This window comes from Spongiactinospora rosea (genome assembly GCF_003315795.1).
GTDB lineage: Bacteria > Actinomycetota > Actinomycetes > Streptosporangiales > Streptosporangiaceae > Spongiactinospora > Spongiactinospora rosea.
Genome location: NZ_QMEY01000035.1, coordinates 26,073 through 39,159, shown reverse-complemented (window position 1 = coordinate 39,159; position 13,087 = coordinate 26,073). Strand labels below are relative to the sequence as shown.

At 71.1% G+C, this 13,087-nt stretch carries 11 protein-coding genes; 9 read left to right on the top strand and 2 right to left on the bottom strand.

The window, feature by feature from the left end:
• Positions 1-47: 47 nt before the first annotated feature.
• The 5 genes from DP939_RS41420 to ilvC all read left to right on the top strand — a co-directional run bounded on the left by DP939_RS41420 (position 48) and on the right by ilvC (position 7,618).
• Positions 48-983 carry a 2-hydroxyacid dehydrogenase gene (locus DP939_RS41420; protein ID WP_113986324.1) on the top strand — a complete coding sequence of 312 codons (936 nt, stop codon included), beginning with the start codon at positions 48-50 and terminating at the stop codon, positions 981-983.
• A gap of 439 nt (positions 984-1,422) precedes the next feature.
• Positions 1,423-4,074: a putative bifunctional diguanylate cyclase/phosphodiesterase gene (locus DP939_RS41415; protein ID WP_225878845.1), complete on the top strand. Its 2,652-nt coding sequence runs from the start codon at positions 1,423-1,425 to the stop codon at positions 4,072-4,074.
• A gap of 190 nt (positions 4,075-4,264) precedes the next feature.
• Positions 4,265-6,058, top strand: coding sequence for an acetolactate synthase large subunit (locus DP939_RS41410; RefSeq protein ID WP_113986323.1), 1,794 nt, complete (start codon positions 4,265-4,267; stop codon positions 6,056-6,058).
• Between the two features lie 4 nt (positions 6,059-6,062).
• A complete protein-coding gene (gene ilvN, locus DP939_RS41405) occupies positions 6,063-6,587 on the top strand; it encodes an acetolactate synthase small subunit (RefSeq protein ID WP_113986322.1) in 525 nt (174 codons plus the stop codon).
• A 44-nt stretch (positions 6,588-6,631) separates the two neighbouring features.
• The gene (ilvC, locus tag DP939_RS41400; RefSeq protein WP_113986359.1) at positions 6,632-7,618 is read left to right on the top strand and encodes a ketol-acid reductoisomerase; all 987 of its coding nucleotides are present in this window, start codon (positions 6,632-6,634) and stop codon (positions 7,616-7,618) included.
• 78 nt (positions 7,619-7,696) lie between these two features.
• Here the strand turns inward: ilvC and DP939_RS41395 are convergent, their stop codons facing one another.
• Positions 7,697-8,524: a CAP domain-containing protein gene (locus DP939_RS41395; RefSeq protein WP_113986321.1), complete on the bottom strand. Its 828-nt coding sequence runs from the start codon at positions 8,522-8,524 to the stop codon at positions 7,697-7,699.
• Positions 8,525-8,796: 272 nt separating this feature from the next.
• A complete protein-coding gene (locus DP939_RS41390) occupies positions 8,797-9,348 on the bottom strand; it encodes a DUF1707 and FHA domain-containing protein (RefSeq protein ID WP_113986320.1) in 552 nt (183 codons plus the stop codon).
• A 152-nt stretch (positions 9,349-9,500) separates the two neighbouring features.
• Between DP939_RS41390 and DP939_RS41385 the strand changes: the two genes are divergently transcribed.
• The 4 genes from DP939_RS41385 to DP939_RS41370 are packed head-to-tail and all read left to right on the top strand — an operon-like array spanning position 9,501 to position 13,083.
• The gene (locus DP939_RS41385) at positions 9,501-10,148 is read left to right on the top strand and encodes an ABC transporter permease (RefSeq protein WP_113986319.1); all 648 of its coding nucleotides are present in this window, start codon (positions 9,501-9,503) and stop codon (positions 10,146-10,148) included.
• A gap of 13 nt (positions 10,149-10,161) precedes the next feature.
• Complete coding sequence (locus DP939_RS41380) at positions 10,162-11,337, top strand: ABC transporter ATP-binding protein (RefSeq protein WP_113986358.1); 1,176 nt, start codon at positions 10,162-10,164, stop codon at positions 11,335-11,337.
• Positions 11,334-12,110 carry an ABC transporter permease gene (locus DP939_RS41375; RefSeq protein WP_113986318.1) on the top strand — a complete coding sequence of 259 codons (777 nt, stop codon included), beginning with the start codon at positions 11,334-11,336 and terminating at the stop codon, positions 12,108-12,110. The genes DP939_RS41380 and DP939_RS41375 overlap by 4 nt, the downstream gene beginning before the upstream one ends.
• A gap of 1 nt (position 12,111) precedes the next feature.
• Complete coding sequence (locus DP939_RS41370) at positions 12,112-13,083, top strand: glycine betaine ABC transporter substrate-binding protein (protein WP_113986317.1); 972 nt, start codon at positions 12,112-12,114, stop codon at positions 13,081-13,083.
• Positions 13,084-13,087: the final 4 nt, after the last annotated feature.

Genomic DNA, 13,087 nt, shown 5'->3' with positions numbered 1-13,087 from the left:
CAGGTTTTCCGGCGCCACCGCCGCGCCGCCCGGCTATGGTGTGCCTCATGATGATCTGGGTGCCATCGGGGGACATCGCCGCGGCTTTGGCGGATCTCCCAGGGGTGCGGTGCGCGGTCTACGACGGCCGCACGCCGCTTCCCCCCGGAGCGGAAGACGTGGAAGTGCTCGTCCCCCCGCTGCTGCCGTTGAACGACGTCCCGGGCACCTTCGCCGCCATGCCCAAGTTGCGCCTCGTCCAGACCGTGACGGCCGGGGTCGAACCGTACCTGCCGCACCTGCCCGAGGGCGTGGTGCTCTGCAACGCCCGCGGGGTGCACGACGCCGGTACGGCGGAGTGGGCGGTCGGCGCGATGCTGGCGGTGTTGCGGGAGTTCCCCGGGTTCGCGCTGGCGCAGCGGTCCGGCGAGTGGACCTACCACCACACCGGCGTGCTGGCCGACTCGACCGTGCTGATCGTCGGCTACGGGTCGATCGGGGCCGCCCTGGAGCGGCGGCTGGCCGGTTTCGAGGTGGACGTCGTACGCGTGGCCCGCGCCCGCCGCGAGGTCGAGGGCCCCGAGGGTGAGCCCGTGCTCGTCCACGGCGAGGACGAACTCCCCGACCTGCTGCCCCGCGCCGACGTCGTCGTCCTGCTCATGCCCGCCACCCCGGCCACCGCCGGAATGGTGGACGCCGCCTTCCTGGCCCGGATGCGCGACGGCGCGCTTCTGGTCAACGCGGCCAGGGGTACCGTCGTGGACACCGCCGCCCTGCTGGCCGAGCTGGAATCGGGCCGTCTGCTGGCCGCCCTCGACGTGACCGAACCGGAGCCGCTGCCGCGCGGGCATCCGCTGTGGAGCGCGCCCGGCGTGTTCATCACCCCGCACGTCGCGGGCAGCACGCCCGCCTCCGGGCGCCGGGTGAGGAAACTCATACGCGCTCAGGTCGCCCGTCACCTGGCCGGAGAACCGCTGGTCAACGTCATCACGGGCACCTACTGAAGCATCGGGACACGCCGCGGCCCGGCGCGTGGGCACGGTCGCCGGACAATGGAATCCTGACCGTGGCTGCCTTGTGACCTGCGGTGCGTACCTTGGCCTTGAAAGCCAGTAAGCGCCGCTGTGAAGCCTCATCGGTGTCCGAAGCGGCGCCGGCCGGGCGACGCCGGGCACCCCGGCGCGCACCGGCCGCCGGGCCGGGCCCGTCATCGGATCGGTGGCGACCGGGCCAGGCTGGTTATCAGATCGGTGACAACTGAACCGTTGCCGTACCCCGCGTCGGCGGAAGCGCACAGACTGTCGATGAGTTGTCGTGGCGTGTCCGACGGCGAACACACCGCGACCGGCCGGGCGAGCCGGCAAGAGCCGGCCCGGCACGGCCGACCACACTCCATAGACACCGGATGGGCAGAAGACTTTGATCCGCTGGCGAGATCCACGGGTGCCGCTCACCGCCGCCGCGGCGGTGAGTGCGGCGGGGCTCGCGGCCGCGCTGATCGCTGGCGCGTCCGCGGTGGTCGTCGGCGCGGCGGCGGGCGTGCTCGCCGCGATGTTCGCCGTGGTGTCGCTGGTCGTGGCGGGCGGGCGGATCACCCCGGGCCGCCGCCGTACGACGCTGGCCTGGCGCTGGCTCGCCGGGGGCGGGCTGGCCTGGCTGCTCGGCATCGGCCTGCGGCCGGTCGCCCAGGACGTCGCCTTCGCGATGGGCTTCGTCGATTTACCCGTGCTCGTGGGCACGGTGCTGCTCGCGGGCGGCGCGTGGCTGACCGCGGCGTCGCGCCCGCAGGGGCAGGCGCTGGTCCGGTACGTGACCGACGCCTACCTGTGCGCCGCGTCCCTCTTCGTGATCACCTGGGTGGCCGTGCTCGGCCCGGTCTACCAGGAGATCGGCGACTCGTCGGCGTTCGTCGTACCGCTGATGTCGCCGATCCTGTGCCTGCTGACCACCTGCGCGGTGGGGCCCGCGGTGATCGCGGCCCGCGCGCCGGGCTGGGCGGTCGGGCTGGCGGGGCTGGCCGCGCTCGCCGCGATCACCACGGGCGAGCTGGCCACCGCCGTGGCCCGGCTGGCCGGGGAGGACGGCGTGGCCTGGGCGCAGTGGCTCGCCCCCGTGGGGTTCCTGATGCTGGCCGCCGCGCCGTGGTGCCGCCGCGGGCCGCTGCCCGGCGAGGAGCGGGCCGACGACGGTGACGACGGCGTACGCGCGACCACCGGCCCGGTGGTGGCCGGGCTGATCGCCGGGGCCCCGCTGGCGCTGGTCGCGCTGGCCACCGGCTTCGTGCTGTCCGACGTGATCCGCGGCGGGGCGACCGCCCCGGTGCCGATGATCTCCGCGGTCATCGCCTCGGTGGTGCTGGTCATGCTGGTCCGGCTGTTCGTGCTGCTGGCCGAGAGCGCGCGGCTGCGCCGCCTGGTCGCGCTGGGCGACCGCCAGTTGCGCGAGCTTGCCGCGAGCACCGGTGACATCGTGCTGCTGTGCGACCACGAGGGCGTGCTGCACGAGGTCTGCGACGAGGTCGAGAGCGTGTACGGCTACCGTCCCGGCGACCTGGTCGGCGGCTCGATCTTCGACTACATCCACCCGGAGGACGTTCCCGGCCTGCGTACCGCGCTGCACGACATGGACCTCGACGACGACGCCCCCGAGCACGGCACCGCCTGCGTGATCGCCTGCCGGGTCCGCGCGGCCGACGGCACCTGGCGGCCGACCGAGGCCGTCGCCACCCGCCACCTGCGAGGCGAGGACCTGCTGCTGATCAGCGCCCGCGACATCACCGACCAGGAGGCGCTGCGCAACCAGGTCGCCCACCTGACCTTCCACGACGGCGTGACCGGCCTGCCCAACCGCGCCTACTTCGAGGAGCGCACCCGCGAGGTGCTGGCCGGGCGGGCGGCCGGCTGCTCGGTGATCTTCCTGGACCTCGACGGCTTCACCGCGGTCAACGACTCGGTGGGGCACGCCAGCGGCGACTACCTGCTCGCGCAGGCCGCGCGGAGGCTGCGCTCGGCCGTGCGCTCCGACGACACGCTGGCCCGCTGGGGCGGCGATGAGTTCGCGGTGCTCGTCGAGTCGCCGATCGAGGCCAAGGCCGTGGTGGACCTCGCCGAGCGGCTGGTGCGGGCGGTGTCGCAGGAGCCGTTCCGGGTGGCCGACCGCGACATCGCGCTGACCGCGAGCGTGGGGGTGGCCTTCGCCGAGGACGGCGTACCGGCCGGCGACCTGATCCGCAACGCCGACGTGGCCATGGCGAGGTCCAAGGAGCAGGGCGGACGCCGGGTCGAGGTGTTCGCCGCGCACATGCACGCCGACGTGGTCCGCCGCCTGGAACTGGCCGCCGACCTGCAACGGGCGCTGCTGGACCGGCAGTTCGCGGTGGAGTTCCAGCCGATCGTGGACCTCGCGACCTCCCGGGTGACCGCGGTGGAGGCGCTGGTCCGCTGGTGGCGGGGGAGCGCGTTCGTGCCGCCGCACGAGTTTCTGGGCCCGGCCGAGGACACCGGGCTGATCGTGCCGCTCAGCGAGTGGATACTGCGCGAGTCGTGCCGCGAGGTCGCCGCCTGGCGGGCGTCGTCCTGGGACATCGGCCTGTCCCTGAACCTCTCCGCGCGCCAGATCACCGCGCCGCGCTTCGTGGAGACGGTCGCCGAGGTACTGGCGGAGAGCGGGCTGCCGCCGAGCGCGCTGACCCTTGAGGTCATCGAGGAGATGCTGGTCGAGGACGCCGAGGAGACCATCACCCGGCTGTCGGAGCTGCGCAATCTCGGTGTGCGGCTGGCCATCGACGACTTCGGCACCGGCTATGCCTCGCTGGCGTTCCTGCGTCAGCTCCCGGTGGACATGATCAAGATCGACCCGTCGTTCGTGTCCGGGCTCGGCCGGGACGAGACGCTGAGCCTGCTGACCCGCACGATCGTGCGGCTCGGCCACGACCTCGGCCTGATCGTGGTCGCCGAGGGCATCGAACGGCCCGAACAACTGGAGCTGCTGCGCGAGATGGGCTGCACCCGCGGGCAGGGCTATCTGGTCGCCCGGCCGATGGCCGCCAGGGGCGTGGACACCCTGATGCGCACCAGCCTGCAGAGCACCGCCTGAAACACCGATCCCGAATCTTGAGACAACCGTCCCAGTAAGTTGACATTCTGGCCGCTGGAGCGGCTATGGTAGATGCCATGCTCCGCAGGGACATTCTCGTAGTACTTCGCTGGCGCGCAGGCCACTAGCGAAGCACTTCGACCTGCGCGCCGCCCCAGCGCCGCCGACTTCGGCGGGCGGGGCGTTTTTTATGCGACGAGACAGCTCATGCCCGCTCAGCCACGCAAGGAACGAGCCGATGACCGAACGGATGACAGGTGCGCAGGCACTCGTGAGGGCGCTGGAGCACGTCGGGGTCGACACGGTGTTCGGCATCCCCGGCGGCGCGGTCCTCCCCGCCTACGACCCACTCTACGACTCGACCAAGGTCCGGCATGTGCTCGTGCGTCACGAGCAGGGCGCCGGGCACGCGGCCGAGGGATACGCCCAGGCGACCGGCAAGGTCGGCGTCTGCATGGCGACCAGTGGACCGGGGGCGACGAACCTCGTCACGCCGATCGCCGACGCGTACATGGACTCGGTGCCGATCGTGGCGATCACGGGCCAGGTGGCCGCCCCGCTGATCGGTACCGACGCCTTCCAGGAAGCCGACATCTCCGGCATCACCATGCCGATCACCAAGCACAACTTCCTGATCACCGAGGCCGGTGACATCGCCCGCACGATCGCCGAGGCGTTCCACATCGCCTCCACCGGCCGCCCTGGACCGGTCCTCGTGGACATCTCCAAGGACGCGCTCCAGGCCACGACCACCTTCTCCTGGCCGCCGACCCTGCAACTGCCGGGCTACCGGCCGGTGACCCGGCCGCACTCCAAGCAGATCCGTGAGGCCGCCCGGCTGATCGCCGAGGCCAAGCGGCCGGTGCTCTACGTCGGCGGTGGCGTCCACAAGGCGCGGGCCTCGGCCGAGCTGTTCCGGCTGGCCGAGCTGACCGGCATCCCGGTCGTCACCACGCTGATGGCCAGGGGCACCTTCCCCGACAGCCACCCGCAGCACCTCGGCATGCCGGGCATGCACGGCGGCGTGGCCGCGGTGGGCGCGCTCCAGCGCAGCGACCTGATCCTGGCCCTGGGCACCCGCTTCGACGACCGCGTGACCGGCCGGCTGGACAGCTTCGCGCCGCACGCCAAGATCGTCCACGCCGACATCGACCCGGCGGAGATCTCCAAGAACCGGCACGCCGACGTCCCGATCGTGGGCGACTGCCGCGAGGTCATCACCGAGCTGATCAACGCCGTGGAGAACGAGCACCGCGAGGGCCGCCGGGGCGACTACGGCACCTGGTGGACCCAGCTCAACGGCTACAAGACCACCTACGCCCTCGGTTACGACGAGCCGGGCGATGGCGAACTGGCACCCCAGTACGTCATGGAACGGCTGAGCGCGCTGGTCGGCCCGGACGCCTACTACGTCGCGGGCGTCGGCCAGCACCAGATGTGGGCCGCGCAGTTCATCGGCTACGAGAAGCCGGGGTCGTTCATCAACTCCGGCGGCGCGGGCACGATGGGCTTCGCCGTCCCGGCCGCGATGGGCGCGAAGATGGGCCGCCCCGACGCCGCGGTGTGGGCGGTCGACGGCGACGGCTGCTTCCAGATGACCAATCAGGAACTGGCCACCTGCGCCCTGGAGGGTGTGCCGATCAAGGTCGCCGTGATCAACAACGGCAACCTCGGCATGGTCCGCCAGTGGCAGACACTGTTCTACAACGAGCGCTACTCCAACACGAACCTGCAGGCCGTCAAGCGGATTCCGGACTTCGTGAAGCTCGCTGAGGCGTACGGTTGTGTCGGGCTGCGCTGCGAGCGGGCCGAAGACGTCGACGCCACCATCAAGAAGGCGATGGAGATCAACGACGTGCCCGTCGTGATCGACTTCGTGGTGCACGAGGACGCCATGGTCTGGCCCATGGTGGCCGCGGGCACCAGCAACGACGACATCAAGGTGGCCCGGGACATGGCGCCCGTCTGGGACGCGGAGGAATAGCGATATGAGCAGGCACACGCTGTCGGTGCTCGTCGAGAACAAGCCCGGCGTGCTCGCCCGGGTCGCGGCGTTGTTCAGCAGGCGCGGGTTCAACATCGACTCACTGGCCGTCGGGCCCACCGAACACGACGACATCTCCCGGATGACGATCGTGGTCAACGTGGAGGACCTCCCGCTGGAGCAGGTGACCAAGCAGCTCAACAAGCTGGTCAACGTTCTCAAGATCGTTGAACTGGACACTTCCCTTTCGGTGCAGCGAGAGCTGATGCTCATCAAGGTCCGCGCGGACGGGGAGACCCGCTCGCACGTCCTTGAGCTGGTGCAGCTCTTCCGCGCCCGGTGCGTCGACGTCGTCTCGGACGCCGTGACCATCGAGGTCACCGGCACGCCCGACAAGCTGAGCGCCTTCATCCGGGTGCTGGAGCCGTTCGGGATCAAGGAACTCGTGCAGTCGGGCATGGTGGCCATCGGCCGCGGCGCCCGCTCCATCACCGACCGCTCCCTGCGCGCCCTGGACCGCAGCGCGTAGGACCCTTCCGCAGAGAGTTAGGAAAGGTAAGTATTTTGACCGAGATCTTCTACGACGACCAGGCCGACCTGTCGATCGTCCAGGGCAGGCACGTCGCCGTCCTGGGCTACGGCAGCCAGGGCCACGCCCACGCGCTGTCGCTTCGCGACTCGGGCGTGGACGTGCGGGTGGGCCTGCCGGAAGGGTCCAAGAGCAGGGAGAAGGCCGAGAACGACGGCCTGCGGGTGCTCACGCCGGGCGAGGCGGCCGAGGAGGCCGACCTCATCATGATCCTGGCGCCCGACCACATCCAGCGCGGCCTGTACACCGAGCACGTCGCGCCCAACCTGGTCGAGGGCGACGCGCTGTTCTTCGGGCACGGCCTCAACATCCGCTACAACCTGATCGCCCCGCCGGAGGGCGTGGACGTGGCGATGGTCGCCCCCAAGGGCCCGGGTCACCTGGTGCGCAGGCAGTTCGCCGCGGGCCGGGGCGTACCCGTCCTGGTGGCGGTGGAGAAGGACGCCAGCGGCAACGCCTGGGACCTCGCGCTCTCCTACGCCAAGGGCATCGGCGGCACCCGCGCGGGCGCGCTGAAGACGACCTTCACCGAGGAGACCGAGACCGACCTGTTCGGTGAGCAGGCGGTGCTCTGCGGCGGCGTGTCCGAGCTGATCAAGTCGGGCTTCGAGACGCTGATCGAGGCCGGCTACCAGCCGGAGGTCGCCTACTTCGAGTGCCTGCACGAGATGAAGCTGATCGTCGACCTGATGTACGAGGGCGGCCTGTCCAAGATGTACTGGTCGGTGTCCGACACCGCCGAGTACGGCGGCTACACCCGTGGCCCGCGTGTGGTCAACGCCGAGACCAAGAAGGAGATGCAGCGCATCCTCGGCGAGATCCAGGACGGCACGTTCGCGCGTCAGCTCGTCGAGGAGTTCGACGGCGGGCAGAAGCAGTTCCGCCGGTTCCGCGAGGAGCTGGCCGAGCACCCGATCGAGAAGACCGGGGCCGAGCTGCGCCCGATGATGAGCTGGCTCAAGGAGAAGTAGCCCGCTGCCCGAGCACGGCCGGCGCCCTTGGTGAAGAGGCGCCTGCCGTGCTCGTGGCATGCCGGGTCGTCCACCTGGTCAGTGGCGGGCGAAGGTCTGCGTCCAGTACATGCCACGCGAGCCCTTGACCGCTCCGCTGCCGATGTGGGTGAAGGAGCAGTTCTCGATGTTGGCGCGGTGACCTGAGGAGTTCAGCCAGGTCTTGACCACGGAGGCCGGGGTGGGCTGGCCCATGGCGATGTTCTCGCCCCAGGCCCTGATCGGGGCGAATCCGGCCGCCTTGATCCGGTCGCCGGGGCTCTTGCCGTCCTTGGACGTGTGCGAGAAGTAGTTCTTCTGCGCCATGTCGGCGGAGTGCCAGTGGGCGGCGGCGCGCAGCTTGGCGTCGTGCGTCAGGGGGGCGCAGCCCGCGCGCTTTCTGGCCTCGTTGGTCAGCCGGACGACCTCCTCCTCGACCTGCGTGCCCACCGAGCCCGCCGGGGGAGTGGGGGTGGGCGTGGGGGCGGGCTTGGTCCCGGGGGCGGAACCGCACTTCAGGCGGGCGCCCTTGGAACGGGCGACGTGGCCGTCGGTGTCGGTGACGATCGTGTAGTAGGTGCGCCAGCCCGTCGAGCAGCGGACCCCGGCGCTCACCTTGCCGTTCTTTAGGGTCGTGTGCTTCTTGGCGAGCAGCGGGTCGGGGCCGGGGCGCGCCCAGCGGAGCTGGACGCGCAGCTTGCTGGAGTCGGTGCAGCCGACGCGCGTGCCGGCGGCGCGCACGGTGGTGCCGTTGAGTTGGGGCAGGGCCGCTTGGACGCGGCAGGGGTCGTGCCCGGCCTGCGCGGGGGACGCGGCGATGACGGCCGGGGTGGTACTTACTACTGCGAGACCGCCGAGGCACGCGAGTGCCCGGATGAGTCTGCGCATGTGCTCCTCCAGGTGGTTGACGCCTGTTGGAACACGCATTCTGTCGCGAACAAACCGGACATGTCAGGATATTTCAGAGATTATTGGGGCTCCAGGTAACCCTGGGACTGCCCTCCGGCGTCGCAAACCCCGTGCTACAAGGGGTTCGCGGCCCCGGTGCGCGTTGGAAACCCGTCACAGCCGTACGACCTGCGGCGACGCCCGCGGCGGCGGGCAATGGTCAGGGGATGCCCCGCACGGCGGCGGCGGAAACCGTGCCCGGCGGACCCGGCTCAGGCGGCGAGCTGCGGCGGGGAGACCAGGAAGGCGCAGTCGCCGAAGGAGACCTCATCGCCGGGACGCACACGGGCCGGGCCGACCAGCCGCCAGCCGTTCAGCCGGGTGCCGTTGAGCGAGCCCAGGTCGATCAGCATCCACTCGCCGCCGGTCTCGCGGCGCAGCTCGGCATGGACGCGGGACACCGTGAGGTCGGACAGCACCAGGTCGCAGGCCGAACCCCGGCCCACCACATAGCGCAGCCGCTCGTCGTCGGGCAGCAGCAGCCGTTGCAGCCGGGGGCGGCGCCAGGCGCGCTGCAACCGCGAGGTGAAGTCGGAGGCCGCGCCCACGACCTCGGTGAGCATCCGCCGCAGCTTGCCGCGTGGGGGCAGGTCGGCGACCAGTTCGTCGAGCTCGCCGCGGCTGCGGGCACGCAACGCCATGTCCACACGACCGAGGAACGTGTCGTGGGACAGCCGCCCCTCGACCACGCGGTCCCGCAATTCGTTGATCGCCCGATCGCGATCACCGTCGGACGCCCGGGACGTGGGCGGCGTCGAGCTCATGCTCAAAAGTATCGGCCCACGCGGGGTTTCGTGTCCAGAACAACGTCATCGGGCGCGGTCTCGCGTGATTCCCGGGGGTTAAGTCCGAATTTACGGGAGGTTTGGAGCATGGTTGCATCACGGTAGGTAACTACGTAGCCGGGGGTAAATGAGTGAGCTTGTGGGAGTACATCGCGGACCGGAGGGATCTCCTCCTGTTCGAGGCGGTACAGCACGCCAGCATGGTGGCCCAATGCGTCCTGGTCGCGGCCGTGGCCGGAGTGCTCGCCGGAGTCGCGACCTACCGGCGGCCCCGCCTGTCCGGGCTGGCCACGTCCACGGCGGGGCTGGTGTTCACGGTCCCCTCGCTGGCGCTGCTGGGCCTGCTGATCCCCGTCCTTGGCCTCGGCGTGGCGCCGAGCGTCGTCGCGGTCACGGTCTACGCGCTGCTGCCGATCATCCGTAACACCGTCGTGGGCCTCAATGGCGTCGATTCGACACTGGTCGACGCCGCCCGCGGCATCGGCATGAGCAGGCGCCGCTCGCTGCTGCGGGTCGAACTGCCGCTCGCCTGGCCGGTGATCCTCACCGGCATCCGGGTCGCCACCCAGCTCGCGATGGGCATCGGCGCGGTCGCCGCGTACGTCTCCGGCCCCGGGCTCGGCGAGCAGATCTTCTCCGGCCTGGCCCGGCTGGGCGGGGCCAACGCCGTCAACTCCGCGCTGACCGGGACGATCGGCATCGCCGTCCTCGCCCTGCTCTTCGACGCCTGCTACGTGCTGATCGGGCGGCTGACCATCCCGGGAGGCGTACGTGCCTGAGGCCGCGGACCACATGAACGGCGGCAAGGGCGTGCCGATCGAGCTGCGCGGGGTGACCAAGGTGTTCCCCGGCGCGGGCGAGCCCGCCGTACAGGACCTGGACCTCACGATCGAGGCCGGCGAGACCGTGGTGCTGCTCGGCCCCTCCGGCTGCGGCAAGACCACCACCATGCGGATGATCAACCGGCTCACCGAGCCGACCTCGGGCGACATCCTGATCGGCGGGCGCAACGCCAGGGACATCGACCCCGACCGGCTGCGCCGGGGCATCGGGTACGTGATCCAGCAGGCCGGGCTGTTCCCGCACATGACCGTCGCGGGCAACATCGCGCAGGTGCCGCGGCTGCTCGGCTGGGACTCCCGGCGCGTGTCGGAGCGGGTGGACGAGCTTCTCGCGCTGGTCGGCCTGGAACCGGCGACCTTCCGCGACCGCTATCCGCGCAAGCTGTCCGGCGGCCAGCAGCAACGGGTCGGGGTGGCCAGGGCGCTGGCCGCCGATCCGCCGGTGCTGCTGATGGACGAGCCGTTCGGCGCGCTCGACCCGATCAACCGCGCCCGGCTCCAGGACGAACTCCTGCGCCTGCAGGAGGAACTGGCCAAGACCATCGTCTTCGTCACGCACGACGTGGACGAGGCGCTGAAGGTCGGCGACCGGATCGCGATCATGCAGCGCGGCTCCCGGGTCGTGCAGTACGCGAGCCCCGCCGAGATCCTCGCCCACCCCGCGGACGACTACGTCGAACAGTACCTCGGCGGCGGTTCGTCGATGCGGCTGCTGTCGCTGACCAAGGTCGGTGACATCGGCCTGGACCAGGTGCCGCACGCGACCGAGGACACCGACGCCCGCGACCTGCACGCCCAGGCCGAGGCCGACGGGCGCGGCTACGCGCTGGTGCTCGACCGGCAGCGCCGCCCGCGCCGCTGGGTCACCACCGCGGCCCTCGCGGGAGCCGAGGGCACGGCGGGCGAGGTCGAAGGCGAGCCCGCCGAGGTCCTGATCGGCGGGCGGACGACCCTCCAAGAGGCGCTGGAGGCGCTGCTCAACACCGACAACGACGTGGTGCCGGTGGTCGGCAGGCGGCAGGTGTACGCCGGGGCCGTCTCGCTCGGCACCGTCCAGCAGGCCATCCAGGCCATCAAGTCCCGGGAACGGGACCGCCGCCGGCGCCACCACGGGGACGGCGCATGACCCTCACCGAATCCGCCGAGCTGGCCGCGCGCGCACCCCAACCCAGGCTTGGCCGTTCCGTCTGGCTCGCGCTGGCGCCGCTGTGCTACCTCGCCATCGGCGTGGCGATGGTCGCCTACACCCAGGTGACCCCGCTGGACAGCCTCGAACGCAACTCCCTCGACCTCGGCTTCATCCTGCGGCGCACCTGGGAGCACGTCGGACTGGTGTTCTGCTCCACGCTGCTGGTGCTGGCCATCGCGCTGCCGCTCGGGGTCGCGCTCACCCGGCACGCGCTGCGCCGGGCGACGCCCGTCGTACTGGCCGTGGTGAACCTCGGCCAGGCCATCCCCGCCGTGGGCCTGGTGGTGCTGCTGGCCGTGGTGTTCCGGATCGGGTTCTGGGTCGCGGTCGTCGCCCTGGTCGCGTACAGCCTGCTGCCCACGCTGCGCAACACGATGGTCGGCCTGCAACAGGTCGATCCGCGCCTGGTGGACGCGGGCCGCGGCATCGGCATGTCCGCCGCGGGCGTGCTGTTCAAGGTCGAACTCCCGATGGCCGTCCCGGTCATCCTGTCCGGCGTACGCACCACGCTGGTGCTCAACGTCGGCACGGCGAGCATCGCCGCGTTCATCGGCGCGGGCGGCCTCGGCGACCTGATCACCGCGGGGGTGAGCACCCAGCGCAACCTCGTCCTGGTCACCGGATGCGTGCTGATCGCCGTGCTCGCGCTGCTGATCGACTGGCTGGGCGGCGTCGCCCAGCGCCACCTCTCCCCGAAAGGACTGTCCTGACATGCGCCGCGCACCGGCGCCGCTCGCGGCGCTGCTCGCCGTGCTGCTGCTCACCACCGCCTGCGGGCTGCACCCGGCCTCCGCCTTCGTCCCGCCGGTCGAACCCGGCGCCATCAAGCCCGTTCCCGGCCTCGCGGACGTGCGGGTCCGGGTGACGTCCAAGGAGTTCACCGAGCAGCTGGTGCTCGGCAAGATCGCCGTGCTGGCGCTGACCGCGGCCGGCGCGCAGGTGTCCGACCAGACCAACGTGCAGGGCAGCGTGAACGCCCGCGCCTCGCTGACCCGCGACGACGCGGACCTGATGTGGGAGTACGTGGGCACCGGGTGGGTCACCTTCCTCGGGCAGGACCAGACCTTCCCGGACGCCCGCAAGCAGTACGAGGCGACGCGCGACCTGGACGCCAAGCGGAACGACATCACCTGGCTGCCGCCCGCGGCGCTGAACAACACCTACGCGGTGGGCGTGACGCGGGAGTCGGCGGAGAAGTACGGGCTGCGGAAGATCTCCGACATCACCAAGGTGCCGCAGGCCCAGCGCACCTTCTGCGTGGACCACGAGACCTTCGGCCGCGACGACGGGTTCCTCGGCATGCTGCGCGGCTACGGGCTGGCGTACGGCAGCGACATCCGGCAGTCCGCGGTGCGGCGTACGTCGGTCGGCGTGCTCTACAACTCCATCGCCAGCGGCGTCTGCACGATGGGCATGATCACCTCCACGGACGGGCGGGTGCGGGCGCTGGACCTGGTCACGCTGGAGGACGACCGCACGTTCTTCCCGGCGTTCAACGCGTGCGTGACCGTGCGCGGGGAGCTGCTGCGGGCGCACCCGGAGATCGCCCGCATCTTCGCGGCGATCAGCGAACGGCTCACCGACGACGTGATGCGCGGCCTCAACGCCGAGGTGGACGTGGACGGCGGCGTGCCCGTGCTGGTCGCCAAGAAGTGGCTGGTCTCCCAGGGCCTGGTCACCTGACGCC